Source organism: Aeromicrobium sp. P2_G6 (assembly GCF_056403535.1).
Genome location: NZ_JBFUFH010000003.1, coordinates 40,144 through 66,534, shown reverse-complemented (window position 1 = coordinate 66,534; position 26,391 = coordinate 40,144). Strand labels below are relative to the sequence as shown.

General features: G+C 68.0%; 29 protein-coding genes and 1 pseudogene. 21 read left to right on the top strand and 9 right to left on the bottom strand.

Annotated features, from left to right (window positions below; genetic code table 11):
• The first annotated feature begins 14 nt into the window (after window positions 1-14).
• The 8 genes from AC1DVU_RS11315 (at window position 15) to AC1DVU_RS11280 (ending at window position 11,444) form a co-directional block, all read left to right on the top strand.
• A complete protein-coding gene (locus tag AC1DVU_RS11315) occupies window positions 15-1,259 on the top strand; it encodes an ammonium transporter (protein ID WP_476922921.1) in 1,245 nt (414 codons plus the stop codon).
• 17 nt (window positions 1,260-1,276) lie between these two features.
• Window positions 1,277-1,615, top strand: a complete 339-nt coding sequence (locus AC1DVU_RS11310; RefSeq protein WP_056397808.1) for a P-II family nitrogen regulator — start codon at window positions 1,277-1,279, stop codon at window positions 1,613-1,615.
• A 111-nt stretch (window positions 1,616-1,726) separates the two neighbouring features.
• Window positions 1,727-4,015 carry a [protein-PII] uridylyltransferase gene (locus AC1DVU_RS11305; RefSeq protein ID WP_476922537.1) on the top strand — a complete coding sequence of 763 codons (2,289 nt, stop codon included), beginning with the start codon at window positions 1,727-1,729 and terminating at the stop codon, window positions 4,013-4,015.
• A gap of 175 nt (window positions 4,016-4,190) precedes the next feature.
• Window positions 4,191-5,726 (top strand): signal recognition particle protein, encoded by a 1,536-nt coding sequence (gene ffh, locus AC1DVU_RS11300; RefSeq protein WP_476922536.1) that lies wholly within the window; start codon window positions 4,191-4,193, stop codon window positions 5,724-5,726.
• Window positions 5,727-5,773: 47 nt separating this feature from the next.
• Window positions 5,774-6,289 carry a gluconokinase gene (locus tag AC1DVU_RS11295; protein ID WP_476922535.1) on the top strand — a complete coding sequence of 172 codons (516 nt, stop codon included), beginning with the start codon at window positions 5,774-5,776 and terminating at the stop codon, window positions 6,287-6,289.
• Window positions 6,286-7,671 carry a GntT/GntP/DsdX family permease gene (locus AC1DVU_RS11290; RefSeq protein WP_476922534.1) on the top strand — a complete coding sequence of 462 codons (1,386 nt, stop codon included), beginning with the start codon at window positions 6,286-6,288 and terminating at the stop codon, window positions 7,669-7,671. Before AC1DVU_RS11295 ends, AC1DVU_RS11290 begins: the two co-directional genes overlap by 4 nt.
• A gap of 102 nt (window positions 7,672-7,773) precedes the next feature.
• Window positions 7,774-9,507, top strand: coding sequence for an ABC transporter ATP-binding protein (locus AC1DVU_RS11285; RefSeq protein WP_476922533.1), 1,734 nt, complete (start codon window positions 7,774-7,776; stop codon window positions 9,505-9,507).
• Window positions 9,504-11,444, top strand: a complete 1,941-nt coding sequence (locus tag AC1DVU_RS11280) for an ABC transporter ATP-binding protein (RefSeq protein WP_476922532.1) — start codon at window positions 9,504-9,506, stop codon at window positions 11,442-11,444. The genes AC1DVU_RS11285 and AC1DVU_RS11280 overlap by 4 nt, the downstream gene beginning before the upstream one ends.
• On the opposite strand, the gene AC1DVU_RS11275 is transcribed toward AC1DVU_RS11280, so the two are convergent.
• From AC1DVU_RS11275 to AC1DVU_RS11265, 3 genes are read right to left on the bottom strand one after another with little or no spacing between them, the layout of a single operon-like run.
• Window positions 11,421-12,167 carry a DUF4190 domain-containing protein gene (locus AC1DVU_RS11275; RefSeq protein ID WP_476922531.1) on the bottom strand — a complete coding sequence of 249 codons (747 nt, stop codon included), beginning with the start codon at window positions 12,165-12,167 and terminating at the stop codon, window positions 11,421-11,423. The genes AC1DVU_RS11280 and AC1DVU_RS11275 overlap by 24 nt on opposite strands.
• Window positions 12,168-12,224: 57 nt before the next feature.
• Entirely contained in the window at window positions 12,225-12,581 is a 357-nt protein-coding gene (locus tag AC1DVU_RS11270; RefSeq protein WP_476922530.1) for an ArsC/Spx/MgsR family protein, read from the bottom strand.
• A gap of 33 nt (window positions 12,582-12,614) precedes the next feature.
• Entirely contained in the window at window positions 12,615-12,773 is a 159-nt protein-coding gene (locus tag AC1DVU_RS11265; protein WP_476922529.1) for a hypothetical protein, read from the bottom strand.
• A gap of 167 nt (window positions 12,774-12,940) precedes the next feature.
• Here AC1DVU_RS11265 and AC1DVU_RS11260 point away from each other — a divergent pair, with 167 nt between their 5' ends.
• The 9 genes and pseudogenes from AC1DVU_RS11260 (at window position 12,941) to AC1DVU_RS11220 (ending at window position 18,360) form a co-directional block, all read left to right on the top strand.
• Window positions 12,941-13,840: a sterol desaturase family protein gene (locus AC1DVU_RS11260; RefSeq protein ID WP_476922528.1), complete on the top strand. Its 900-nt coding sequence runs from the start codon at window positions 12,941-12,943 to the stop codon at window positions 13,838-13,840.
• 20 nt (window positions 13,841-13,860) lie between these two features.
• Window positions 13,861-14,631, top strand: coding sequence for a crotonase/enoyl-CoA hydratase family protein (locus AC1DVU_RS11255; protein ID WP_476922527.1), 771 nt, complete (start codon window positions 13,861-13,863; stop codon window positions 14,629-14,631).
• 189 nt (window positions 14,632-14,820) lie between these two features.
• Window positions 14,821-15,252: pseudogene (rpsP, locus tag AC1DVU_RS11250) on the top strand (30S ribosomal protein S16); the annotation flags it as partial.
• 122 nt (window positions 15,253-15,374) lie between these two features.
• On the top strand, window positions 15,375-15,614 hold the full coding sequence (locus tag AC1DVU_RS11245; protein ID WP_159539368.1) for an RNA-binding protein: 240 nt from the start codon (window positions 15,375-15,377) through the stop codon (window positions 15,612-15,614).
• A 2-nt stretch (window positions 15,615-15,616) separates the two neighbouring features.
• Complete coding sequence (rimM, locus tag AC1DVU_RS11240; protein WP_476922526.1) at window positions 15,617-16,132, top strand: ribosome maturation factor RimM; 516 nt, start codon at window positions 15,617-15,619, stop codon at window positions 16,130-16,132.
• A gap of 1 nt (window position 16,133) precedes the next feature.
• The gene (gene trmD / locus AC1DVU_RS11235) at window positions 16,134-16,814 is read left to right on the top strand and encodes a tRNA (guanosine(37)-N1)-methyltransferase TrmD (RefSeq protein ID WP_476922525.1); all 681 of its coding nucleotides are present in this window, start codon (window positions 16,134-16,136) and stop codon (window positions 16,812-16,814) included.
• 157 nt (window positions 16,815-16,971) lie between these two features.
• Window positions 16,972-17,322 (top strand): 50S ribosomal protein L19, encoded by a 351-nt coding sequence (gene rplS, locus AC1DVU_RS11230; RefSeq protein ID WP_476922524.1) that lies wholly within the window; start codon window positions 16,972-16,974, stop codon window positions 17,320-17,322.
• Window positions 17,323-17,374: 52 nt separating this feature from the next.
• Complete coding sequence (locus tag AC1DVU_RS11225) at window positions 17,375-18,049, top strand: ribonuclease HII (RefSeq protein WP_476922523.1); 675 nt, start codon at window positions 17,375-17,377, stop codon at window positions 18,047-18,049.
• Window positions 18,046-18,360 carry a DUF2469 domain-containing protein gene (locus tag AC1DVU_RS11220; RefSeq protein WP_056215024.1) on the top strand — a complete coding sequence of 105 codons (315 nt, stop codon included), beginning with the start codon at window positions 18,046-18,048 and terminating at the stop codon, window positions 18,358-18,360. Before AC1DVU_RS11225 ends, AC1DVU_RS11220 begins: the two co-directional genes overlap by 4 nt.
• Here the strand turns inward: AC1DVU_RS11220 and AC1DVU_RS11215 are convergent.
• Both AC1DVU_RS11215 and AC1DVU_RS11210 read right to left on the bottom strand, forming a co-directional pair.
• The gene (locus AC1DVU_RS11215) at window positions 18,335-18,934 is read right to left on the bottom strand and encodes a GNAT family N-acetyltransferase (protein ID WP_476922522.1); all 600 of its coding nucleotides are present in this window, start codon (window positions 18,932-18,934) and stop codon (window positions 18,335-18,337) included. The two genes, AC1DVU_RS11220 and AC1DVU_RS11215, sit on opposite strands and share 26 nt — an antisense overlap.
• 30 nt (window positions 18,935-18,964) lie before the next feature.
• Window positions 18,965-19,456, bottom strand: coding sequence for a cupin domain-containing protein (locus tag AC1DVU_RS11210; protein WP_476922521.1), 492 nt, complete (start codon window positions 19,454-19,456; stop codon window positions 18,965-18,967).
• 68 nt (window positions 19,457-19,524) lie between these two features.
• On the opposite strand from AC1DVU_RS11210, the gene AC1DVU_RS11205 reads away from it, so the two are divergent.
• From AC1DVU_RS11205 to dprA, 4 genes are read left to right on the top strand one after another with little or no spacing between them, the layout of a single operon-like run.
• On the top strand, window positions 19,525-20,154 hold the full coding sequence (locus AC1DVU_RS11205) for a TetR family transcriptional regulator (RefSeq protein WP_476922520.1): 630 nt from the start codon (window positions 19,525-19,527) through the stop codon (window positions 20,152-20,154).
• 44 nt (window positions 20,155-20,198) lie between these two features.
• Window positions 20,199-20,561 (top strand): YraN family protein, encoded by a 363-nt coding sequence (locus AC1DVU_RS11200; protein ID WP_476922519.1) that lies wholly within the window; start codon window positions 20,199-20,201, stop codon window positions 20,559-20,561.
• Window positions 20,558-22,141: a YifB family Mg chelatase-like AAA ATPase gene (locus tag AC1DVU_RS11195; RefSeq protein WP_476922920.1), complete on the top strand. Its 1,584-nt coding sequence runs from the start codon at window positions 20,558-20,560 to the stop codon at window positions 22,139-22,141. Before AC1DVU_RS11200 ends, AC1DVU_RS11195 begins: the two co-directional genes overlap by 4 nt.
• Complete coding sequence (gene dprA / locus AC1DVU_RS11190) at window positions 22,138-23,277, top strand: DNA-processing protein DprA (protein ID WP_476922518.1); 1,140 nt, start codon at window positions 22,138-22,140, stop codon at window positions 23,275-23,277. Before AC1DVU_RS11195 ends, dprA begins: the two co-directional genes overlap by 4 nt.
• Before the next feature lie 6 nt (window positions 23,278-23,283).
• On the opposite strand, the gene rbsD is transcribed toward dprA, so the two are convergent.
• From rbsD to AC1DVU_RS11170, 4 genes are read right to left on the bottom strand one after another with little or no spacing between them, the layout of a single operon-like run.
• A complete protein-coding gene (gene rbsD, locus AC1DVU_RS11185) occupies window positions 23,284-23,670 on the bottom strand; it encodes a D-ribose pyranase (protein ID WP_476922517.1) in 387 nt (128 codons plus the stop codon).
• A gap of 8 nt (window positions 23,671-23,678) precedes the next feature.
• On the bottom strand, window positions 23,679-24,626 hold the full coding sequence (locus AC1DVU_RS11180; protein WP_476922516.1) for a ribokinase: 948 nt from the start codon (window positions 24,624-24,626) through the stop codon (window positions 23,679-23,681).
• Window positions 24,616-25,380 (bottom strand): ATP-binding cassette domain-containing protein, encoded by a 765-nt coding sequence (locus AC1DVU_RS11175; protein WP_476922515.1) that lies wholly within the window; start codon window positions 25,378-25,380, stop codon window positions 24,616-24,618. The genes AC1DVU_RS11180 and AC1DVU_RS11175 overlap by 11 nt, the downstream gene beginning before the upstream one ends.
• An 8-nt stretch (window positions 25,381-25,388) precedes the next feature.
• Window positions 25,389-26,387 carry an ABC transporter permease gene (locus AC1DVU_RS11170; RefSeq protein ID WP_476922514.1) on the bottom strand — a complete coding sequence of 333 codons (999 nt, stop codon included), beginning with the start codon at window positions 26,385-26,387 and terminating at the stop codon, window positions 25,389-25,391.
• Window positions 26,388-26,391: the final 4 nt, after the last annotated feature.

Here is a 26,391-nt window from a genome sequence, read left to right as displayed (position 1 = left end):
GCTATTACGCCTGGATGCTCGTGGCTACAGCACTCGTGCTGATGATGACCACGCCAGCGCTCGCCCTCTTCTACGGCGGCATGTCCCGCTCGAAGTCCGTACTGAACATGATGATGATGTCCTACATCTCGATGGCCGTTGTCGGCATCGTGTATGTCCTGTGGGGCTGGTCGGAGTCATTCGGAGACGGGTTCAGCGGCGACGGGAACTTCTTCGCCAACCCGTTCACCCAGTGGGGACTCGACGGTGTCGGCTGGGAGAGCTACATCGGCGTGATGTTCCAGCTCACCTTCGCCGTGATCACCGCCGCGCTGATCTCGGGCGCCGTCGCTGACCGCGTCAAGCTCTCTTCCTGGATCGTCTTCCTGCCGATCTGGGTCACGCTCTGCTACTTCCCGCTCGCACACATGGTCTGGGGCGGCGGATGGATCGCTGAGCACCTCACCGCTCAGGACTACGCAGGCGGCACGGTCGTCCACATCAACGCCGGTGTTGCCGGCGGCATCCTGGCCCTGGTCATCGGTCGACGCGTCGGCTGGCCCAAGGAGCAGATGAAGCCGCACAACCTGACGCTCACGATGATCGGTGCAGGCCTCCTGTGGTTCGGTTGGTACGGCTTCAACGTCGGCTCGATCGTCTTCGTCGCGGGTGACGCCGGCAAGAAGGACATTGCGCAGTTCATGTCCGAGACCGGTGTCACGTTCGCCAACACGACCGTTGCCACGATGGCCGCCATGCTCGGCTGGCTCCTCGTCGAGCGCATCATTCACGGCAAGGCCTCTGCGCTCGGAGCCGCGTCGGGCATCGTCGCCGGTCTGGTCGCCATCACGCCGTCGTGTGGCGCCGTCAGCATCACTGGTGCCATCGCGATCGGCGTCATCGCGGGTGCGGTTTGCGCCTACGCGGTCAGCCTCAAGTTCAAGTTCGGTCTCGATGACTCGTTCGACGTCGTGGGTGTCCACCTCGTCGGCGGCATCATCGGCACCGTCCTGATCGGATTCCTGTCGACCTCGTCGGCGCCTGGTGGAATCGATGGCCTCTTCTACGGAGGCGGCTTGGAGTCCTTGGGTCGTCAGGCCGGCGCAGCAGGTTTCGCCATCGTGTGGACCGGTATTCTCACCACGATCATCGCGTTGGGCATCAAGTACACGATTGGTTGGAGAATCAACGCAGAGGACGAAGTCGAAGGCATTGACTTCGCTCAGCACGGCGAGACCGCCTATGACCTCGCCGGAACCTCCGGCAGCGGCCACCTCTGAGAACGGGAGACTGACGAATGAAGCTCGTAACTGCAGTCATCAAGCCGCACAAGTGGGAAGAGGTCCGCGAGGCCCTCGCCGCAGCGGGTGTCGCCGGTATGACGGTGACCGAGGCAAGTGGCTACGGCCAGCAGAAGGGACACACCGAGGTCTACCGCGGTGCTGAGTACGACGTCTCGCTGGTCCCCAAGATCCGCCTCGAGGTCGTCGTCGACGACGCCGACGTCGAGAGCGTGGTCAGCACGATCACCGGGTCAGCGCAGACCGGCAAGATCGGTGACGGCAAGGTCTGGGTCATCCCGGTCGACTCGGTCGTGCGGGTTCGCACGGGCGAGACGGACGAGGCTGCTCTCTAAGGCCTGACGACCATCAACAGAGCCGCCGCAGCACCTCAACGGGTGTTGCGGCGGCTCTGTGTCGTGTGTCCGGCGCCGCCGGTGGGCGATCCGCTGCGTACGATCACCTCCGTGACCCACGAGTTCGACAAGGCTGCGCTCGCCCAGCAACGGAGCGACCGGGCCCTCGAGGCCGACCGGAGGCTGCGCCAGCTGTTCACGGCGGCGGTGCCGACCGACGGCAGCGACCCGCGCGAAGGTCCCGGCATGGCGCTTGTCGCGGTCGGTGGATACGGCCGTTCGGAGCTCTCCCCGTTCAGCGATCTCGACGTCGTGCTGCTGCACGACCCTTCGGTCGACGAATCCGTTGTCCGGGAGGTCGCGGAAGCGATTTGGTACCCCCTGTGGAACGACGGTGTCGCCCTCGACCACTCCGTACGCGACACGGTCCAGATGCGTGAGGCCGCCGCAACCGACCACCGTGCGGCGATGGGCATGCTCGACGCCCGGACCGTGGCGGGCGACGCCGGGCTCGTCCTGGCCCTGCGTTCACAGGTGCTCGCGGACTGGCGCCGCGACGCCCGTACGCGGGTCGAGGAGGTCCGCGAGGCGCGCAACTCGCGCATCGAGCGATCCGGCTGGATCGCCCATGCCGCCGTCCCCGATCTCAAGGAGTCCGGGGGAGGGCTGCGCGACAGCGTCATCCTGCGAGCGCTCGTGGCGACGTGGCTGATCGACGTACCCCATGGCGAGTCGGAGTCGCTGCGATCCGACCTGCTCGACGTACGCGACGCGCTGCACGAGACCGTCGGGCGGCGGGTCGAGCGGCTCGATGCCGACGTCATCCCCGACGTCGCGCGGTTCCTCGGCATGGGTGCCGAGGAGCTGGACCTGCACACCCGTCAGCTCGGCCGCCGCATCGCTCACCTGGCGTCGCTGTCGTGGCACAAGATCGACGCGGCCCTCGCGCCGCCCGCCCTGCGCACCATCACGCCGACCGGCCCGGCCGTGACGCCGTTGGCCGAAGGCGTCGGCATCCTCGACGGCGAGGTCATCGTGACCGGCAAAGCCGATCCCGCGACCGACCCCGAGGTGGCGCTCCGGGCTGCCGCGGCGGCGGCCCGTGAAGGTCTCCCGCTCAGTCCTGGCTCCGCGACCCGGCTCGCCGCGTCGATGGGCGAGCTGCCCGACCCGTGGTCGGCGTCGTCCTCCCGTCTGATGGTCGACCTCCTGAGCTCGGGCAAGGGCCTCGTGCGGGTGTGGGACGAGCTCGACTTCGCCGGCGTCGTCGACCTGCTGCTGCCGGAATGGGTCGCGATCCGGCTGCGCGGCTCGTCGTCGCCCGTGCACCGCTTCACGGTCGACCGGCACAGCCTGGAGACCTGCGTGGAGGCCGCCAAGGTCAAGCGCGATGTGGCCCGCCCCGACCTGCTCGCGGTCGCGGCGCTGCTGCACGACATCGGCAAGGGCGCTGAGGGCGATCATTCCGAGGTCGGCGAGCCCATGGCCGTACGCATCGCACAGCGGTGGGGCTTCAGCGACGAGGACGCCGCCGTCGTCGGCAAGCTCGTACGCTGGCACCTCCTGCTGCCGACGATCGCGACGCGGCGTGACATCGAGGACCCGTCGACGGCTGCCAACGTCGCCGAGATCGTGGAGACCGAGGACTTCCTCGACCTGCTCGCCGCGCTCACCGCCTCCGATGCGCTGGCCACCAGCCCGGCGGCGTGGTCACCGTGGCGCAAGGGGTTGACCGAAGGGCTCGTCGAGAAGGTGCGTGGTGTCCTCGACGAGAGCGTGACGACACCGACCGCCGAGGACTACGAGGGCTGGCCCGTCGGTGTGCCCATCCCGGAGCACGGTGCGATGCAGCCGACCGATTTCCTGCTCACGGTCGAGTCGCACCAGGGCGGATCGCTGCTGAAGATCGTGACCGCCGACCGGCAAGGCGTCATGGCCGATCTCGCCGGTGGCCTGGCCCTCGCGGGGCTGGCGATCCGCTCGGCCCGCACCGTCACGCTCGGCGACGCGGCGGTCTCGCTGTGGGAGGTGTCGCGGGCTGACATCGACGCGGCACGTCTGACCGACCGTCTCCGCCCTGCGATGGCCGGCGAGCTCGACCTGTCGGGGCGCCTCGAGCTGACGTCGATCGCCGACGCGCCGGACGCCCGCGTGCGCCTGCTGGACCGGCTCTCGGAGACCGCGACGCTCGTCGAGGTACGTGCCCAGGACCGCCGCGGACTGGTCTGGACGGTGTGTGACCAGATCGCCTCGCTCGGCCTGTCGATCCGCTCGGCCCACATGTCGACGTACGGCGACGAGGTCCGCGACGTGTTCTACGTCGTCGACGGCGACGGCCAGCCCCTCGACGATCCGACCGCGACGACCCTGCGCGACGCCCTCGCCACCGCCCTCACCTGACCCCGCCCCGTGGAGCGGTGACTTGGTCGCCCTTCCGGGGTCGGGAAAGCCGACTCAGCCACCGCGCCGAACGAGGAAGGGCGACCAAGTCACCGCCCACGAGGGGGAGGCGCCACGGGGTCTCGGTTAGAGTTGACCAGACCCCTTTCTTCCATTCGAGGATGACGACCGACGTATGTTCGACACCCTGCAAGATCGCCTGCAGTCAGCGTTCAAGAACCTGCGCGGCAAGGGTCGACTCTCCGACGCCGACATCGACGCCGTCGCCCGCGAGATCCGGGTCGCGCTGCTCGACGCTGACGTCGCCGTCCCGGTGGTCCGTGACTTCATCGCCAACGTCAAGGAGCGGTCTCGCGGCGCCGAGGTGAGCCAGGCGCTCAACCCCGCCCAGCAGGTCATCAAGATCGTCAACGACGAGCTCGTCACGATCCTCGGCGGCGAGACGCGGCGCATCCGCTACGCCAAGAACCCGCCGACCGTCATCATGCTCGCCGGCCTCCAGGGTGCCGGCAAGACGACCCTCGCCGGCAAGCTCGGACTCTGGCTCAAGGGCCAGGGCAAGTCGCCGATGCTCGTCGCGGCCGACCTCCAGCGTCCCAACGCCGTCAACCAGCTCCAGGTCGTCGGTGAGCAGGCCGGCGTCAAGGTCTTCGCCCCCGAGCCCGGCAACGGCATCGGCGACCCGGTCAAGGTCGCCACCGACGGTCTCGCCGAGGCCCGCCGCACCCTGCACGACGTCGTGATCGTCGACACCGCAGGACGTCTCGGCATCGACGCAGAGCTGATGCAGCAGGCCGCAGACATCCGTGCCGCGGTCGACCCCGACGAGGTGCTGTTCGTCATCGACGCGATGATCGGCCAGGACGCCGTCGTCACCGCTGAGGCATTCCTCGAAGGCGTCGACTTCACCGGCGTCGTCCTGACCAAGCTCGACGGCGATGCCCGCGGTGGCGCGGCGCTGTCCGTGCGCTCGATCACCGGCCGGCCGATCATGTTCGCGTCGACGGGTGAGAAGCTCACCGACTTCGATGCGTTCCACCCCGATCGCATGGCATCTCGCATCCTCGACATGGGCGACATGCTCACCCTGATCGAGCAGGCCGAGAAGGTCATGGACACCGAGCAGGCGGCCAAGGACGCCGAGAAGCTCATGGGTGGCTCGTTCACCCTCGACGACTTCCTCGGCCAGATGGAAGCCATCTCCAAGATGGGCTCGATGTCCAAGCTGGTCGGCATGCTCCCGGGCATGGGCGCCATGAAGGAGCAGCTCGCCAACTTCGACGAGCGCGAGGTCGACAAGATCAAGGCGATCATCCGCTCGATGACGCCGGCCGAGCGTGACAACCCAAAGATGATCGACGGCTCCCGCCGTACGCGCATCTCCAAGGGCTCCGGCACGCAGGTCAAGGACGTCAACCAGCTCGTCGATCGCTTCTTCGACGCACGCAAGATGATGCAGCAGATGGCCAAGGGCGGCGGTGTGCCCGGTATGCCTGGCGGAATGCCGGGGATGCCCGGAGTCGGCAAGCGGGCGGGTGCCAAGCAGAAGCCGCAGCAGAAGAAGAAGGGCAAGCGCGTGTCGGGCAACCCCGCCAAGCGCGCCGCCGAGGCTGCAGGCGCCACCAAGAAGGACGGCGCGAGCGCGTTCGGCTTCCCGGCCGGCGGCAGCGACGAGTTCGAGCTGCCCAAGGAGCTCAAGGACCTGCTCTGACCCACGCTCCGCGTGCGTCATCCGCTTCGCGGACATAGTGTCGTGGCATGGGGGAACGTCCGCTCGTCGTGGTCATGGGCATTTCGGGCGTCGGCAAATCCGCCGTCGGGCACGAGCTGGCTGATCGTTTCTCGCTCGACTACGCGGACGGCGACGACTTCCACTCCGAGGCCAACATCGCCAAGATGTCCGCCGGTACGCCGCTCACCGACGAGGACCGCTGGCCGTGGCTGGCCGACATCGGCGTGTGGCTCCACGAGCACGATGCCGCAGGCGGCGTCATCAGCTGCTCCGCGCTCAAGCGTGTCTATCGCGACATCCTCGTCGACGCCGCCCCTCGTACGTACTTCCTGCACCTGACCGGCGACCACGAGCTCATCAAGTCCCGCATGGAGCACCGCGACCACTTCATGCCGGCGTCGCTGCTGGAGTCGCAGGAGCAGACCCTCGAGCCGTTGCAGGAGGACGAGAACGGCTGGGCCTTCGACATCACCCCGTCGCCTGCCGAGATCGTGGACGAGTTCGTCGCCCGCGCCGGCCTCTCCCAGGAGGACACCGAATGATCGCCAGCACGCTCATCGCGGCCACACCACCCGAGCCGGTCAAGGCCGTTGCCGGGACCGGTCAGCTCATCACCGCGGCCCTGGTGGGCATCGCGGTGCTCGTCGTGCTGATCACCTGGTTCAAGCTGCACCCGTTCCTCGCCCTGATCCTCGGGTCGCTGACAGTCGGCGCGATCGCCGGCCGCAACATGCTCGATGTCGTCGGCAGCTTCACCACCGGGGTTGGCGACACAATCAAAGGCGTCGGTGTCCTGATCGCACTGGGCGCGATGTTCGGCAAGCTGCTCGCGGACTCCGGCGGAGCCGACCAGATCGTCGCCACGATCGTCGGGAGATCGAGTCCGCGGATGCTGCCGTGGTCGATGGCCGCGATCGGCGCGATCATCGGCCTGCCGATGTTCTTCGAGATCGGCCTGGTGCTCCTGATGCCAGTCATCTTCCTCGTCGCCAAGCGCGCAGAACGGTCGATCATCTCGCTCGGCATCCCGGCCCTCGCCGGGCTCTCCGCGATGCACGGGTTCGTCCCACCGCACCCGGGCCCGCTGGCCGCGATCGACGCCGTGGACGCCGACCTCGGACGTACGCTGGCACTCGGCATCCTGGTCGCGATCCCGACGATCGTCGTGGCGGGGCCGCTGTTCGCCCGGTTCGCCGACCGCTGGGTCCCGGTGCCGGCGGGCGACCTCTACGACGCGACGACGGAAATACGGGAGAGGCGCCCCACGTTCGGCGCCACCCTCGCCACGGTGCTGTTGCCGGTCGTGCTGATGATGGGCAAGGCATACTCCGACATCGCCCTCGACGAGGGCACCGGACTGCGCAAGACGCTCGACTTCATCGGCGAGCCGTTCGTCGCGCTGTTGATCTCGGTCATCGTCGCGGTGTTCACCCTCGGCGTGGCCTCCGGCATGGACAAGAACGACATCAGCGACGTGCTCAACAAGTCGCTGCCGCCGATCGCCGGGATCCTGCTGATCGTCGGCGCTGGTGGCGGGTTCAAGCAGACGTTGATCGACACCGGCATCGCCGAGGTGGTGGCGGACTTCGTCAAGGACAGTGGCGTCTCGGTCCTGCTGCTCGCCTGGCTGGTCGCCGTGCTCATCCGTCTCGCTACCGGATCGGCGACGGTCGCCACGATCACCGCCGCGGGCATCATGTCGCCCATCGCCCAGGACCTCGGCAGCACCGAGGTCTCGCTGCTGGTGCTGGCCATCGGCGCCGGTTCGGTGTTCTTCTCCCACGTCAACGATGCGGGATTCTGGCTGGTCAAGGAGTTCTTCGGGCTCTCGGTGGTCCAGACCATCAAGAGCTGGTCGATCATGGAGACGATCCTGTCGGTCAGCGGCCTCGTCGTGGTGCTGCTCGTGAACACGGTGGTCTAGCGGTAGTGGTCGTTGAGGTGCGGAGGCCGCCCGCGGCCGAAGCCTCGCAGGTCATGACATCTGTCGTGAGATTGTGACAGGGCGCCGAGATACCCTGAGGCAATGCTCATTCCGCTCCTGCGGACGTATCTTGCGCCCTACAAGCGGCCCATCGCCCTCGTCCTGGTCTTTCAGCTGATCCAGACCCTGGCCAACCTCTGGCTGCCCGGGCTCAACGCCGACATCATCGACAAGGGCGTCGTGCAGGGCGACACCGGCTACATCGTCCGCACCGGCGGGATGATGCTGATGGTCACGGTCGTCCAGGTCGTCTGCACGATCGTCGCGGTCTACTTCGGCGCGCGGACGTCGATGGCACTCGGCCGCGACCTGCGTGCCGGTGTGTTCGGCAAGGTCGAGACGTTCGCGGCACGCGAGATGGCCCAGCTGGGAGCGCCGACGCTCATCACCCGGACGACCAACGACGTGCAACAGGTGCAGCTCATCGTGTTCATGGCGCTGACCCTGCTCGTCGCGGCGCCGATCATGTGCTTCGGCGGCATCTTCATGGCACTGCGCCAGGACGTCGAGCTGTCGGGGCTCCTGCTGCTCGTCATACCGGCGCTGGTCATCAGCATCGGCCTGGTGATCAGGCAGATGCGGCCACTGTTCCGGTTGATGCAGACCAAGATCGACGCGATCAACGGGATCATGCGCGAGCAGATCATGGGCATCCGGGTGATCCGGGCGTTCGTCAAGGAGCGCTACGAGACTGAGCGGTTCGGCGACGCCAACCGCGAGAGCATGGAGGTCGCGATCGCCGTCGGCCGGCTGATGTCGATGATGTTCCCGATGGTCATGCTGATCATGAACGTCTCGGTGGTGCTCGCGACGTGGTTCGGCGGCTACCGCATCGGCAGCGGCGACCTCGAGGTCGGCACGCTGACCGCGTTCCAGAACTACCTCGTCCAGATCCTCATGTCGGTCATGATGGCGACGTTCATGCTGATGCTGTGGCCGCGTGCGGAGGTCTCGGCCGAGCGGATCACCGAAGTGCTCGACACCGAGCCGAGTGTGCTGGCGCCTGACGACGCGGTGCAGGTCACCCTCGACCGCGGTCATATCGACCTCACCGGCGCCTCGTTCGCCTTCCCCGGCGCCGAGCAGGACGTGCTCCACGAGATCGACCTGGTCGCGAGGCCGGGTCAGACCACGGCGATCATCGGCTCGACCGGCAGCGGCAAATCGACGCTGCTCGGGTTGATCCCGCGGCTGTTCGACGCCACGGCGGGCACCGTGACGATCGACGGGCACGACGTACGTTCACTGCACCCGGAGGACGTCTGGGCGTCGATCGGTCTGGTGCCGCAGCGGCCGTTCCTGTTCAGCGGCACGGTCGCCTCCAACCTTCGTTACGGGCGGCCCGACGCGTCCGACGACGACCTGTGGGAGGCGCTCGAGATCGCACAGGCCCGCGACTTCGTCGAGCGCATGCCCGAGCGGCTGAATGCCCCGATCTCGCAGGGGGGCACCAACGTCTCCGGCGGTCAGCGCCAGCGACTGGCGATCGCACGGGCCATCGTCAAGCGGCCGCCGATCTATCTGTTCGACGACTCGTTCTCGGCCCTCGACTACGCGACGGACGCCGCTCTGCGCGCCGCCATTCGTACGGCCACCGCCGACGCGACCGTCGTCATCGTTGCCCAGCGCGTGTCGACGATCCGCAACGCCGACCGCATCGTCGTCCTCGACGAGGGAAGGGTCGTCGGCACCGGCACCCACACGCAGCTGATGCAGACCTGCGAGGTCTACCGCGAGATCGTGCTCTCCCAGCTCACGGAGGAGGAAGCCGCGTGAGCGGGCGGGGGCCGGCGCTTGCCGGGATGGGGATGCCGCCGACGCGGGCCAAGGACTTCAAGGGAACGCTGCGCCGGCTGGTCGACCGGCTGCTGCGCCAGCGCATCATGGTCTGGGGCGTCATCGCGTTCGGCGTCGTCGCCACCTCGATGTCGGTCATCGGGCCCAAGGTGCTGGGCCACGCGACCGACATCGTGTTCACCGGCTTCCTCAACGGTCAGTTCCCCGACGGCGCCACCAAGGCGGAGGTCGTCGCCCAGCTGCGCAGCGAGGGCAACGACAAGCTCGCCTCCCTGGTGTCATCCGTCGACCTCCAGCCCGGCGCCGGCATCGACTTCAGGAGCCTCGGCTTGGTGCTCTCCGGCGTACTCGTCCTGTATGTCCTCGCGTCGGTCCTTCAGTGGTTCCAGGGCGTCTTCACGACGACGGTCGTGCAAAAGACCGTCACTGGCCTGCGTGACGACGTGGAGGCCAAGATCAACCGGCTCCCGCTGTCCTACTTCGACAGCACGGACCGCGGCGAGGTGCTGTCGCGCACGACGAACGACATCGACAACATCGCGCAGTCGTTCCAGCAGACCATGAGCCAGCTGCTCGGCTCGGTCCTCATGGTCATCGGCACGCTCGTCATGATGCTCATCATCTCCCCGCTCCTGTCACTCGTCGCGCTGCTGACGCTGCCGCTGGCGTTCGCCATCACCAAGGCGGTCACCAAGCGCTCGCAGCCGGAGTTCATGAAGCAGTGGGCGAGCACCGGGCGGCTCAACGGACACATCGAGGAGGTCTTCACGGGCCACGAGGTTGTGAAGGTCTTCGGCCGCCAGCAGGAAGCGCGTGAGGAGTTCGACCAGCGCAACGAGGCGGTGTTCGCGGCCTCGTTCAAGGCGCAGTTCGTCTCGGGCGTGATCCAGCCGGTCATGATGTTCGTGTCCAACATCAACTACGTGCTTGTCGCCGTCATCGGCGGGCTGCGGGTCGCGTCGGGCACGCTCAGCATCGGCGACGTGCAGGCGTTCATCCAGTACTCCCGGCAGTTCACCCAGCCGCTGACGCAGGTCGCCGCGATGGTCAACCTGCTGCAGTCGGGCGTCGCCTCGGCGGAGCGCGTCTTCGCGCTGCTGGACGAGCCGGAGGAGCGTCCCGATGAGGCGGACGCGCCGTTCCCCGATCCCATACGCGGTCGCGTCGTCTTCGAGGACGTCTCGTTCTCCTACAAGCCCGACGAGCCGCTGATCGAGCATCTCGACCTCGTCGCCGAGCCCGGGCAGACGGTCGCCATCGTCGGGCCGACCGGTGCCGGCAAGACGACCCTCACCAACCTGGTCCTGCGGTTCTACGACATCCAGGGCGGGCGCATCACGCTCGACGGCGTCGACATCGCCCGGATGGACCGCGGACCGCTGCGGGAGAACTTCGGTGTCGTACTGCAGGACACCTGGCTGTTCAAGGGCACGATCCGCGACAACATCGCGTACGGCGCCCACCGCGCGTCCGAGGAGCAGATCATCGCGGCCGCCGAGGCAGCATTCGTCGACCACTTCGTTCGCACCTTGCCTGACGGCTACGACACGGTGATCGAGGACGAGGGCACCAACATCAGTGCCGGCCAGCGGCAGCTGCTGACGATCGCCCGCGCGTTCCTCGCCGATCCGGCGATCCTCGTGCTGGATGAGGCCACCAGCTCGGTCGACACGCGCACCGAGTCCCTCGTCCAGGGCGCGATGGAGCAGCTGCGCTCGGGGCGTACGTCATTCGTCATCGCACACCGGCTGTCCACGATCCGCGACGCCGACCACATCGTCGTGATGGAGGACGGCCAGATCGTCGAACAGGGCGACCACGACTCGCTGCGGGCCGCCGGGGGAGCGTACGAGCGCCTCTACTCCGCACAGTTCGCGGCCCCGGTGGCTGACTCAGTTGTTGGCGCCCTTGAGTGACCCGACACTCAACCCGCCGTCGGAGACCATGCAGGTGACGCCGGTGTCGGCATCCCACGAGTCCTCGAACGGCCGCAGGAAGACGACGTCGAGCTCTGACTCGTCGTAGCTGATCCCGACGTACTCCTCGAACCGGGAGGCGCACCCCTCCTCCGCCAGTCGATCGACCTCCGCCTGGCCCGGGAACTCGCCGCCGCCGAGGTCGAACGTGGCGTATGCCTCCTCGCGGTGCGGTCTGCTGCACGGTGTGGCCTCGACCGTGATCTGGACCGACTCACCGGGCTCATCGACGAGGCAGTCGCCGACCCGGATGCTGGTCACGAGGATGAATCCGTCATCGACGATGGTGCCGGAGGAGTCGCGGTCCGCCTTGTTGGTGACCACGGCCACGACCACCACGATGAAGCCGACAAACCAGAGCACACAGATGACGAGTGCCGAGATCGCCATGCCCTTGCCGTGCGGCCGACCGTCCCTCGACTGGACGAGGACGATGATGGCGAGCACCACCGCAGCGATCGCAGTCACGACGAAGAATCCGAGGATCGCCAGCACCAGCGCCGTGATGGCCAGTGCCTTCGACGGTGCGGCGAGGTTGGGCGCGTACTGCGGCGGGTAGGGCTGACCGGGGTACGGCGCGTACTGCGGCGGGTAGGGCTGCTGGCCGGCCGGCGGGACCTGAGGCTGGTTCGGGTCGGGCTGCGGAGGCTGCTGGTCGGTCATGAGATCCCTTCCGGCTGCGATGCGTACGTGGGGCGACGCTATCCCACCGGGGGAGTCTCAGCCGGCCAGGAACGCGGCGACCCGGTTCTTGGGGCGGCCGATGATCGCGCGGTCGCCGCGTACCAGCACGGGGCGCTGCATGAGTCTTGGATGCTCCACGAGCAGGTCCGCCACCGCCTCGGGCGTCACGTAGTCGTCGGCATCGAGTCCCTGCGCCTTGAAGAACCCGTCCTTGCGCACGAGGTCGGCGGAAGGGTCCTCCAGCTTGCTCAGGAGCTCGAGCAGCTCGGCACGGTCGAGCGGCTTCTTGAGGTACTGGACCACTTCGGTGTCCACACCGGCCACCGTCGCCTCGTCGAGAGCATGGCGGGAAGTCGAGCAGGCGGTGTTGTGCAGGATCGTGATGTCAGGCATACCGCGAGGATAGAGCCGGCGGGAACCGGGCTGTCACGGCTCCGACGGACCGCCGTCGTCGTCGGGGATGACCAGATCGGCGTCCGGGTCGAGGACGGTGTCCTCGAGGGGAGCCTCGGGGTCGGGGTCGTACGCAGGGTCGGCGGGGTCCACGGGCGGTGTCTCGCTCGGATCAACCGGTGAGGAGGTCACTGGCGATTCCTTCCTGTCGTCAATTCAAGCCTCAAACTAGCCGGTCCACGAGGTCAGCGGGCGCTTTCAGCGTTCGCGGCGGCTCGACGATTTGTACGCGGACGGTCCTGCCGAGGCGTCGACGGCATTTCGCTCCGACGACCGGCGGCACATGCGACGATGACCCGATGTGGGAAGCGTTCTCGCACAACCTGAAGGACCCGGCCGGCGCCGCCGTGCCGTTCTTCCTGCTGTTCATGCTCATCGAGATGAAAGCAGTCAGTGCTGAGCGCGATCACGTCCAAGACCTGGGAGATGGCAGTCCAGATGGTGGCCATGCACCGGCGGGGATGGGCTACCTCAAGGAGGACACCCGGGCGAGCCTGACGATGTTCGTCGGCTCGATCGCCTTCTCGGCGATCTTCCGCACGGCGGCGTTCCTGCTCTACACCGTGCTCTACGTCCACCTCGCGCCTTGGCACCTGTCGGCCAAGAACCCGTGGACCTGGGTCGGCGTGCTGCTCGGCGTCGACCTGCTCTGGTACACCTACCACCGCTTCTCGCACCGCGTACGGCTCGGCTGGGCCGGTCACCAGGCACACCACTCGAGCGTCTACTTCAACTTCTCGACCGCCCTGCGGCAGAAGTGGAACCAGTGGTTCGAGGTGCTGATCTGGCTGCCGTTGCCCTTGCTGGGCGTGCCGCCCTGGATGATCTACTTCACGTTCTCGATCAACCTGATCTGGCAGTTCCACCTGCACACCGAGAAGATCGACCGGTTCCCGCGCTGGTGGGAGGCGGTGTTCAACACGCCGTCCCACCACCGCGTGCACCACGGCTCCGACGCGATCTATCTCGACCGCAACTACGGCGGCATCCTCATCGTCTGGGATCGCCTGTTCAGGTCGTTCCAGCCCGAGCTGTACCGGCCGACGTACGGGCTGACCCATCCGGTCGGCACCTACAACGTGTGGAAGCTGCAGTACGGCGAGTACGTCAAGATCTGGCACGACGTCAGGCAGGCACCGCGCTGGCGCGACAAGCTCGCGTACGTCCTCGGCCCGCCCGGTTGGCAGCCGCGCGACTAGCCGTGGCAAGAATGGTCGGCATGGACCACGTTCGCTACGACGTCGACGAGAACATCTGCACCATCACGATGGACCGGCCAGAGGTGCGCAATGCCGTGGACGGCCCGATGGCTGCCGAGCTGCGCGACGCGTTCCAGCAGTTCGAGGAGGATGAGTCGCTCGCGGTCGCGGTGCTGACCGGTGCCGGAGGTACGTTCTGTGCCGGCGCCGACCTCTCCGCGGTCGACGACCCTGAGCGCCGCAACGAGCTCGACCCGGAGGGTCTCGGCGGTGGTCCGATGGGGCCCAGCCGGATGGAGCTGACCAAGCCGGTCATCGCTGCGGTGTCCGGCCACGCGGTGGCGGGCGGTCTGGAGCTGGCGCTGCTCGCCGACCTGCGAGTCGTCGAGGAGGACGCGGTGTTCGGCGTGTTCTGCCGGCGCTGGGGCGTGCCCCTGATCGACGGCGGAACCGTTCGCCTGCCGCGCATCATCGGTCAGGGTCGGGCTTTGGACCTGATCCTCACGGGGCGTCCGGTCGGCGCGCACGAGGCGCTCCAGATGGGGCTGGCCAACCGGGTCGTGCCCGTGGGCGACTCGCTCACCGTCGCGCACGACCTCGCGGAGCAGATCGCGGCGTTCCCCGCAGAGTGCATGAAGGCTGACCGCGCCTCGGCCTACCGCCAGTGGGACCTCCCGCTCGACGCAGCACTGCGCTCGGAGGGCGCCAACGGCGTTCCGATCGTGATGCTGGAAGGCGCGGACGGCGCGGCGCGTTTCGCCGGGGGAGAAGGCCGCCACGGCGAGTTCTGAGCCGGGCGGGCGCGGGCGACCGGCCGAATTGGAGCCATGGCCCGTGTTCTGGCAGAATGGCCCCTTGCGTCCGGTACGTGTGGAGACCCTCTCATCTTCACGCCGCCCGGCTCACCGATTTCGCCGGCCGTGTCCCCACGCGGCACCGGCAGGTCACCACATACACACATCTGAGGAGACACCACACTCGTGGCAGTCAAGATTCGCCTGAAGCGTATGGGCAAGATTCGCACGCCGTTCTACCGCATCGTTGTCGCCGACTCGCGCACCAAGCGTGACGGTCGCGTCATCGAGGAGATCGGCACCTACAACCCCAAGGCCGACCCGTCGATCATCAAGGTCGACGGCGACCGCGCCCAGTACTGGCTCGGCGTCGGCGCCCAGCCCACCGAGGCCGTCGCCGCGCTGCTCAAGATCACCGGCGACATCGGTGGCAAGAACACGATGAAGTTCGCCGACGAGAAGCGCAGCAAGGAAGACATCTTCCAGGAAGCGCTCAAGGAGCTCCACAGCGAGCCCAAGGCCGACGCGACGACCAAGAAGGCTGCTGCAGCCAAGAAGGCCGCCGCCAAGGCTGAGGAGCCCAAGGCTGACGAGGCCAAGGTCGAGGAGCCGAAGGCTGAAGAGCCCAAGGCCGACGAGGCGCCCGTCGAGGAGGCCAAGGCTGAAGAGCCCAAGGCCGACGAGGCACCTGCTGAAGAGGCCCCTGCCGACGAGGCCAAGGCCTGATCGTGGCAGCCCCCATGATCGAGGTCATCGAGCACCTCGTCGCCGGCATCGTCGACAGCCCTGACGATGTCAATGTGCGCGCCAAGCAGACGCGCAACGGCGAGCTGTTCGAGGTCCGGGTCAACCCGGACGACCTCGGCAAGGTCATCGGTCGCCAGGGCCGTACGGCCACCGCCATCCGCAAGGTCGCGGGCGCGATCGCCGGACGTGGCGGCGCGCGCATCGACTTCGTGGACGTCGACCGCCGCAACTGACGATGCAGGTCGTCATCGGCCGGATCGGCCGTGCCCACGGCATCCGCGGTGAGCTGAACGTCGACATCCGAACCGACGAGCCCGAACGGCGTTTCGCCCCGGGCTCGTCGGTCGTTTGCGGCGACCGTACGCTCACGATCGCCCGCGCCCGGCACCACAGCGGGCGCCTCGTGGTGTCGTTCGAGGAGATCCCGGACCGCACCGCCGCCGAGGCGTTGCACGGCAGGATCATCGAGGCCGAGATCGACCCGCTCGAGCTCCCCGACGATCCCGACGAGTTCTACGACCACCAGCTGGTCGGGCTCGAGGCGCGTACGGGTGACGAGGTCGTCGGCACCGTCACCGGCATCGTGCACGGCCCCCACCAGGACACCCTGACTGTCGAGATCGACGGCCGGGAGGTCTTCATCCCGTTCGTCACCGAGATCGTGCCGGTGGTGGATGTCAGGGGCGGCTTCGTCACGATCAACGAGGTCGCGGGACTGCTGGACCCGGCCGAGGCCGAAACGAGCGACTGACGTGCAGATCGACGTCGTCTCCATCTTCCCGGCCTACCTCGACGCCCTGCAGCTGTCGCTCGCCGGCAAGGCGCAGGTCGCCGGACTGCTGCAGATCACGACATACGACCTGCGCGACTTCACGACCGACAAACACCGCAGCGTCGACGACACGCCTTACGGCGGGGGAGCCGGCATGGTCATGAAGGCCGAGCCGTGGGGCGAGGCGCTCGACGCGCTGGCCACCGACTCCGCCGTGATCGTCGTGCCGACCCCGTCGGGGACGCCCTTCACCCAGCGAATGGCAGAGCAGCTCAGCACCGAGGACCACCTGGTGTTCGCCTGTGGGCGCTACGAAGGCATCGACCAGCGCGTCATCGACCACGCCGCCGACCATTGGCGGGTCGAGGAGGTCTCGCTCGGAGACTTCGTGCTCAACGGGGGAGAGGTTGCCGCGCTCGCGATGATCGAGGCGATCGTGCGACTCATCCCGGGCTTCATGGGCAACCCCGAGTCACTGGTCGAGGAGTCTCACGGCGACGATGGGCTGCTCGAGTACCCCGTCTACACCAAGCCCGCCCGTTGGCGTGACCTCGACGTCCCCGAGATCCTGCTGTCGGGCAACCACGCGGCGATCGCGGCATGGCGGCGCGAGCAGGCGCTCGAACGTACGCGGCAACGCCGCCCTGACCTGCTGGACTGAGTCCCGCGCCCGATTTCCTCCCGGGGGTCCGCATGTGGCAACATTGACCCTTGGCGCCGACGGTTCTGCCTCAGGGGAATCGTGTTCACCGCCGCATCAAAACTTTCATTCGCAAAGCAATCCGTGGGTGACCTGTGGCACCAGCGAGGAGTAGACCATGACCAACATCGTCGACCAGGTAGCCAGCGCATCGCTGCGCACCGACATCCCCGATTTCCGCGCCGGCGACACGCTCGACGTGCACGTGAAGGTCATCGAGGGCAGCCGTTCGCGCATCCAGGTCTTCAAGGGTGTCTGCATCAAGGTGCAGGGCTCGGGCATCGGCCGCACGTTCACGGTCCGCAAGGTCAGCTTCGGCGTCGGTGTGGAGCGTACGTTCCCGCTGCACACCCCGGTCATCGACAAGATCGAGGTCGCCACGCGCGGCGACGTCCGCCGGGCCAAGCTCTACTACCTCCGCAACCTGCGTGGCAAGGCCGCCAAGATCAAGGAAAAGCGCGACGTCTGAGCACCGGTGAGTTGCCTGCCGCACCATTGATGATGCGGGTTAGGCTCACTGCGTGACACGTCTGGCCAAGGGTTCCACGATCCGGCGTGACGCCGGGCTCTACGGTTTCGAGCGCGCGCTGGCCCGCCAAGGTCTGCACCCCGTCGCGGGTGTCGATGAGGCGGGCCGTGGCGCGTGCGCCGGGCCCCTGGTGGCGTCCGCCGTCATCCTGGAGCGCCCCATCAAGGGCCTCGCCGACTCCAAGCTGCTCACCGAAGCGCGCCGCGAGGCGTGCTTCGACCTGATCATGGAGCGCGCGGTCGACGTGTCTGTCGTGGTCATCTCGGCTGCCGACTGTGACCGGATGGGTATGCACGTCGCCAACATCGCGGCACTGCGCCGGGCGCTGGCCCGGCTCGCGGTGCGCCCCGGATACATCCTCACCGACGGGTTCCCGGTCGACGGGCTCGGCGCTCCGGGCCTGGCGATGTGGAAGGGCGACCGCGTTGCCGCCTCGATCGCTGCGGCCTCGGTCATCGCGAAAGTCACCCGTGATCGCATGATGGTGCAGATGCACGAGGACTATCCGGCATACGATTTCGCCACACACAAGGGCTACAGCACCCCGCTCCACCAGGAGGCGCTGAAGCTGCACGGTCCGTGCGCCGAGCACCGGCGGCGATACGTCAACGTACGAGCAGCAATGGAAGGCACACTCCATGATCGAGCGTCAGCGAGCGAATCATGAGCTCTGAGGATCTCGAGCGTTACGAGTCGGAGATGGAGCTCGCGCTCTATCGGGAGTACCGCGACGTCGTCACGATCTTCAAGTACGTCGTCGAGACCGACCGGCGGTTCTACCTGTGCAACCAGGTCGACGTGAAGGTCCGCTCCGAGACCGGCGACGCCTACTTCGAGGTCTCGATGAACGATGCCTGGGTGTGGGACATCTACCGCCCGGCGCGCTTCGCCAAGAACGTCAAGGTGCTGACGTTCAAGGACGTCAACGTCGAGGAGCTGCAGGGCTCGGACTTCAAGGTGCCCGGCGCCGACGACTGACGTCGACCGCCATCACCACCCGGGCGCCCGTGGGTCGGGCCACCTCGCGGAATCCGGCCTCGCGGAACGTCGATGCCGCGCCGTGGAACAGCTCGTTGTTGCTCGTCTTGCGCTGATCGGTGTCGACCGGGTATGCCTCGACGACGCGTGCGCCGTGGGCTGCTGCGTGATCGACGGCAGCCGCCGTGAGCTCCTTCGCGAGGCCCAGACCGCGGTGTTCACGGCGTACGACGAAGCAGGTGATCGCCCAGACGTCGGTGTCGTCAGCCGGTTCGTCGCTGCCCTTCACGATGCGTGAGCGGCCGAGCGCCGGCTGCGATGTACGCGGAGCGACCCGCACCCACGCGGCAGGGGAGTCGTCGACATACGCGATGAGGGCCGGTGACGCTGATGAGTTCTTGAGCTCACGACGGAGCAGCTCGCGTTTGTCGTCGAGGCTGGCGGCGTCGAACTCCTTGCGCGTGACCATGAACCACTGGCACCAACAGCTCGCGCCGTCGCCGCCTCCTGTCATGGTCTGCTCGACGTCTGACCAGGGGACGGAAGTCGCGGCCTCGATGCGGATCGTGGGCATGCCTCATCGTACGAACGAGGTACGACAGTGTCAGTGGGCGAACGGAGGCGGGCCGAGCAAGACGATGCCGCCGTTGCGCTGCCCGGAGGCGGCGATCCGCTCGAAGTCGACCTCACCGGTGTCCACGTCGTCCGCGATCGGGTCGCTGGCGTCCCAGTAGAACGACTCGATGTTGCCGGGCGTCTGCACGCAGAGCAGTCGGACGCGGGGCGAGGTCACCATGAACGCGTGGGGGAGGCCGCGGCTCGCGAGCATGATGCCGCCCTCGGAGACTCGCTGCTCGGTGCCGTCGAGGTGCGCGAGGATCTCACCCTCGAGGACGATGAGGGTCTCGTCGGTGTCCGGGTGGATGTGCAGTGGCGTGACCTTGCCCTGCACCATCTCGTCCTCGAACATCAAGAAGGCGCCGTTGGAGTCCTCGGCGCGGATCTTCCAGGTGTGCACGCCGCCCCCGGCGAACCAGCGACGCTCACCCTCTGACGCGGCCTTGACGATGGATGTGGGTGCGGCTGTTGCGCTCATGAAGCCTTCTCCTTGGTTCGCGTCGTGGGACACGAGTACCATAACGAGACTGCAGTACCATGATCGGTATGTCAACACCGTACGAGGCCGGTGGCCGCGTCGAGCAGAAGAGTCGTACGCGCACTGCGCTCGTGGTCGCAGCGCGCGAGATGGTCTCGCGCGGCCTGGCGCCCAGCGTCGCGGAGGCGGCTGACGCTGCTGCGGTGTCGCGCACGACGGCATACCGCTACTTCCCCAACCAGCGGAGCCTGCTCGCCGCCGCCCACCCGGAGACCGGCGCCGAGTCCCTGCTCGGCGACGACTCGCCGACAGATCCGGCCGCCCGGCTCGACGAGGTGGTTCGCCGGTTCACCACGTTGATCCTGGAGACGGAGGCCCAGCAACGTACGATGCTGCGGCTCTCACTCGAGGACGATCCCGCCGATCGCGGTGGTCAGCCACTGCGGCAGGGCAGGGCGATCGGGTGGATCACCGATGCGCTGGAACCCCTGCGCGATCAGCTGTCGGAGGACGAGCTGCGCCGGCTCGTGCTCGCTATCCGCAGCGCGACCGGCATCGAGGCGCTCGTCTGGCTGACCGACATCGGCGGTCTGTCCCGTGATGCGGCCGTCGAGCTGATGCGCTGGTCGGCGCAGTCGATGCTGCAGGCGGCCCTCTCCACAGGCGTGCCCGACGCGAAGGCTGTCCACAGGGCGTAGTCGCGCGTCGGACAACCGGCGGTGCACGCCGCGAGGCTGACGTGATGACGTACGCGCGCAACAAGGCCCTCGGCACCTACGGCGAACGGATCGCCGCCGATCATCTCGAGGCGCTCGGCATGGTCGTGCTGGCCCGCAACTGGACCTGCCGATTCGGCGAGATCGACATCGTGGCCCGCGACGGCTCGACCCTCGTGATCTGCGAGGTCAAGACCCGCACGAGCAACCATCACGGCGGGCCGTTCGAGGCGATCACGGGACACAAGGCGACGAGGCTGCGCCGGCTCGCGATGCATTGGCTCGAGGTGCACGACGTGCAGCCGCCGAGCGTACGCATCGACATCGTCTCGGTCGTCGTGCCGCCTCGTGGTGCTCCGGTCGTCGATCGCATCGCCGGGGTCGCCTGATGGCCGCCGCGACGCACTCGGTGACCCTCGACGGACTCTCGGGGCGGCCCATCGAGGTCGAGGTCGACATCTCGGGCGGGCTGCCGGCGACCGTCCTGGTCGGGCTCGCCGACACGATGGTCAACGAGGCGCGGGACCGGTGCCGCTCGGCGGTGTCCAACTCCGGCACGACCTGGCCGGACCAGCGAGTCACGATCAACCTGGCCCCGTCGACCCTCCCCAAGACCGGCTCGCACTACGACCTGGCGATTGCGCTTGCGGTGTTCGCTGCCAAGTCCCTCGTGCCGGCAGACCGGCTCGCGGGCTCGGTGTTCCTCGGAGAGCTCGCGCTCGACGGCAGGTTGCGAGCCATCCGCGGAGTCCTGCCGGCGACACTGGCGGCCCTGGACGCAGGCTTCGACCGGGTCTTCGTGCCCGAGGTCAATGTGCCCGAGGCCGAGCTCGTGCGCGGCATCTCGGTGGTCGGCGTGCGCTCGCTGAGGCAGACCGTCGCGCTGCTGACCGGCGGCGAGGAGCCCGACGACCCGCCGGTGCCACCGCTCGACGAGATCCCGGGTATGTCGTGGACCTCGGCCGACCGGCTGTCCCACCTCGACCTCGCCGACATCGCCGGTCAGGAGGACTCACGGATGGCACTCGTCGTCGCAGCGGCCGGCGGGCACCACCTCCTGATGACAGGCCCGCCCGGCATCGGCAAGACGATGCTGGCCCAGCGGCTGCCGGGATTGTTGCCCGACCTCACGCACGAGCAGTCGCTCGCCGTCAGCGCGGTGCACTCGGTGGCCGGCGTGTTGCCGAGTGACGCGCCGCTTCTGCAGCGGCCACCGTTCCTCGACCCGCACCACACCGCGAGCGCAGTCTCGATCGTCGGCGGTGGCAGCAAGGCGATCCGTCCCGGTGCGCTCTCGCTGGCACACCACGGCGTGCTGTTCCTCGACGAGGCGCCCGAGTTCGCCAGCAACGTGCTCGAAGCGTTGCGGCAACCCCTCGAGAGCGGTCATGTCGTCGTGTCCCGGGCGGCGCAGACGGCGGCCTATCCGGCACGATTCCAGCTCATCCTGGCCGCCAATCCGTGCCCGTGCGGTCTCAGCTCTGCGGTCAGCGACCAATGCCGGTGCACGCCGTTGATGCGTCGTCGCTATGCCGACCGGCTCTCCGGGCCGATCCGCGATCGCATCGACATCCACCGCTCGCTGTCAGCGCTGGCACGTCCTGAGCTCGCCAACGCACTCGCCGGCGGCCGGTCGACGGCCGAGCTCGCGGTCAGCGTCGCCGAGGCACGCGAGCGGCAGGCACACCGATTGCGCGAAACATCGTGGCGGCTCAACAGCGAGGTGCCGGGAGTCGAGCTGCGCAAGCACTGGCCGGTGAGCGACCAGGGCCGCGTCCTGGTCGACCAGCAGCTGCGCACCAACAAGCTCAACGCCCGATCCGCTGATCGCATCCTGCGGCTGGCGTGGAGCGTCGCCGACCTGCACGGACATCCCATCCCCACCGGCGACGACGTCGACACCGCGCTCTCACTGAGGCGCGGTACGCCGTTGGGCAGCGCGCTTCGTGACATGGTGCAGGCCTCGTGACGCGTCAGGACCGACTCGGCTTGAGCCTCGTGGTCGAGCCGGGTGACCCGCGCCTGCGCAACCTGCTGCTGACGTATGAGCCGGCCGAAATCCTCGCGGCGATCCTGGGCCGTCACCGGCTGACGGAGACACGGATCCCTGAGGCGTGGGCCGAGCGAGGCCGTGCGCTCGACCGCACGGCGGAGATTGCCGCGGCACGAGCCAAGGCTGCCGGCCTGCGCTGGGTCACGCCGGGCGACAAGGAGTGGCCGCCGTCGCTGTCCGACCTCGACCACATCGAGCCGCTGCACGGCGCGACCGGCGCGCCGGTCGGGCTCTGGCTCCGCGGTGTGGGACATCTCGCCGAGATGTGCGAGCAGAGCGTCGCGATCGTCGGCGCGCGCGACTGCACGACGTACGGCGCTGAGTGTGCGTCGGAGCTGGCGGCCGACTGTGCCGATGCCGGGTGGACCGTGATCAGCGGAGCGGCCTACGGCGTTGACGGCTGCGCGCACCGTGGGGCGTTCCTCATGAATGCACCGACAGCGGGAGTTCTCGCGTGCGGTGCCGACCTGGACTACCCGAAGTCCCATGGCGCGCTGATCACCCGGATCGCGGAGGTCGGAGTGGTCGTCAGTGAGCAGGCGCCGGGGGAGAAGCCGTTGAAGAACCGCTTTCTGTCCCGCAACCGGATCATCGCGGCGCTGACCCAGGGCACCGTGGTGATCGAGGCCGCCCTGCGCAGCGGCTCGCTCAACACGCTCAACTGGGCCGACCAGCTCGGCCGCACCACAATGGCGTTGCCCGGCCCGGTCACCTCCCAGCAGTCGGCCGGTGTGCACGCTGCGATCCGTGCCGGCAAGGCCGTCGTCGTGACGAGTGGTCGCGAGATCGTCGCGGAGCTCTCCGGCCTCGGGGCCGAATCGGAGGAGCAGCCCTCGCTGCCGCTCACGGAGTTCGACCGGTTGCCGCCCGCTGCCCAGACCACCCTGGACGGGCTCGACTGGTCAACGGCGCGCAAGGTCTCCGAGATCGCCTTGACGGTCCGGCTCAGCACCCGCGAGGTGCGGGCGGCGCTCGACCTGCTCGAGCGTCGGGGCCTGGTCATCCGGGCCGGGGCGGAGTGGATGCTGTCCCGGCGCGCGGATGTGGGCTGACGAGTTCTACCAGGGCACTCCGGACCGAAGGATCACGTTAGCGTAGGGCGTGGCCTCTCCCGTACGTACGACGAACCGACACGCGGCGATGCGGCTCTTGAAGTCGTCGTGGTCGAGGAGCTCCGGCGACACGTGATCGTCGAGGATGCGGTGGATGTCGGGGTTCTTCGACTCGATGTCCTTCGACACCCAAGCGGCCTCGACGTCGACGGTGTCGAGCACGGGCCGGAGCACCGACACGAAGCCGGGCAGGCCGTACACGACACCGAGGTCGATCACCGGCACGCCGGGCTGCACCGGAAGTCCCGAGTCGCTGATCGCGAACAGGTCGGTGTGCCGGAGCCCGGCGAGCGCGCCCACCAGCTCGGCGTGGATGAGTCCTGACAGTTGCATGCAGATTCCTATCGGGGGGAGTACGTCGGCTCGGGCAGCACGTGCAGTGCATCCGCCGCTTGGTTGAGATCGGGGTACGAGCTGTGGGTTCCGGCCACCTGGACGGACCAGCTCGCCGCGGCCGTGGCCCAGCTGACCGCCTGGCGCAGGCTCGCGCCCGAGGCCAACCGGGTGGCGAGGTGGCCGATGAACACGTCGCCGGCTCCGGTCGTGTCACGAACGTCCACCGTTGGCGCGGGCTGGATGCCCTGCTCGTCAGGGCCGGTCCAGGCAGCCCCGTCGGGACCCAGCGTGGTGACGACGCTGCGCGCCCCTCGCTCCACGAGCTCGGTCTGGGCAGCCAAGGCATCGGTCGGGCTGGCGATCCTCCGTCCGATGAGGAAGGCGAGCTCGTGCTCGTTGACCACGAGCGGATCGCACCGCTCGAGCAGCTCGTCGGAGATCGGGCGCGCCGGGGCTGCGTTGAGCACGAAGCGGCCGTTCGTGAGCCCGGCGGTTCGCTCGATCGTCTCGTCCGGGATCTCGAGCTGGCAGATCACGACGTCGGCGGCCGCGACCAGCGCGTCCGTCTCGGCATGAGCCTTTTCCCATGACCAGTTGGCTCCGGCGACCACGACGATGGTGTTGTCGTGGTCCGCGACATTGATGAAGGCAGCGCCGCTCTCCGCCCCATCGACCTCGTGCAGGTGCCGGCTGCCGACACCGTACGCCTCGAGCCCGTCCCTCAGGACGTCTGCGTTAGCGTCATCGCCCACCCGGCCGACGAACTCGACATCGGCGCCGGCGAGCCGTGCCGCGACAGCCTGGTTGGCACCCTTGCCTCCCACGTTGCGCCGGACGTGCTCGGCGATGATCGTCTCTCCTGGCACGGGGAGGTGAGCCAGCTCCACGACGACATCGAGGTTGATCGACCCGACCACCACGATGGCCGGTGGCCGGCCCGCCTCACTCGTCACCGGAGATCGTTCCCGTGATGAGACCGACCAGCTGGTCGCCGTCGACGTCGCCGACCGACCGCCTGGCCACGGCACGCCCTCGTCTGAGGACGACCACGGTGTCCGACACCCGCATGACCTGATCGAGGTCGTGGCTGATGAGCAGGACCGTGACTCCCTGGTCACGCAGAGACCGGATCAGTCGCTCGACGGCCGCGGTCTCGCGTACGCCCAGAGCCGCGGTGGGCTCGTCCATGATGACGAGGGACTCGCCCCACGTGACCGCCCGAGCGATGGCGATCGACTGCCGCTGACCACCCGACATGCGGCGGACGGTCGTGCGTACGGACGGGACGTTGACGTCGAGTCGTTCGAGGATCTCCGAGCTCTTGCGGACCATCCCCTTGCGATCCAGCACACCGAGGAGCGGGATCGGCTTGGTGAGCTCGCGGTTCAGGTAGAGGTTCTGCCAGACCGTGAGGTCCTCGACGAGACCGAGCTCCTGATAGACCGTCTCGACACCGAAGGACCTGGCGTCCTCGGGCGAGCTGAGCTTGGCGGGCTCGCCTTTGAACAAGATCTCACCGTCGTCGGGGGAGTGGACGCCGGTCAGGCATCGCACCAGCGTCGACTTTCCGGCGCCGTTGTCGCCGACGATCGCCGTGACCTCGCCCGCCGCGATGGTGATGGACAGATCGTCCAGGGCGCGTACGGCGTTGAAGGTCTTGACCAGGTGGCGCGCCTCCAACATGGGCGCAGTGGTGGTTGTGGTCATGGTCGTCCTCACTCACGGACCCGCGCGAGCAGGGCCGACATCAGGACCACGGCTCCCACCGCGATCGGTTGGTAGTACTGCGAGATGCCCAGGATCGTGAACCCGTTGACCAGGCTGGTCAGCAGGATCGCACCTGTCACCGACCCGAGCACAGACGCCTTGCCGCCGAACAGGGACGAGCCGCCCAGGACGACCGCGGCGATCGAGCTGAGGAGGTAGTTCGTCTGCAGGCTCGGGTCGGCGCCTCCGTTGCGCGCGACGAGCATGACTCCGGCGAGACCGCACAACAGCCCGGAGCCGGCGTACGCGTACATGCGCACGCGCCGCACGGGGATACCGGTGCCGCGGGCGCCCTCCGCGTTGCCGCCGACGGCGAGCAGATGTGTGCCGACGCGCATTCGGAACAGCAGGAAGGCGGTCCCGACTGCGCCGACGAGCGCGATCAGCCAGAACCAGCGCACCGGCCCGGCGCCGTCCAGGGCGATGGACTGCAGGAAGTTCGACGAGACGGCCACGGTGTTGCCCTGGGTCAGCAACAGCGTGATGCCGCTGACCACGCTGAGCGTCCCGAGCGTGACGATGAAGTCGACCATGCCGAGGTAACCGATCAGGAACCCGTTGACGAGTCCGACGAGCAGACCGCCGAGCAGAGCAGCGGCGACACCGATCGCCAGGGAGTGCCCGTGGCTGACGGTGTAGCCGAGCAGCGCAGCGGCCCAGGGCAGGTTGGCGCCGACGGACAGGTCGATGCCGGCGACCACGACCGCGAACTGCTGGCCCAGCGCCAGGACCACGAGGATCGATGACGCGACGAGCAGGTCGCTGATGTTGTCGGCGGTGAGGAAGTCAGGCGTCGCGATGAAGAACGCGAGCCAGACCAGCACGAGGGCCAGCGGCGCGGCGAGCTCGGCCAGCGTCGATGCGTCCAGACGACGGGATCGCTTCGATGCGGCCTCGCCTTCCGGCTCGGGGTCAACAGCCGGGCGTCCAGTCGACGCCCGGCTCATCAGG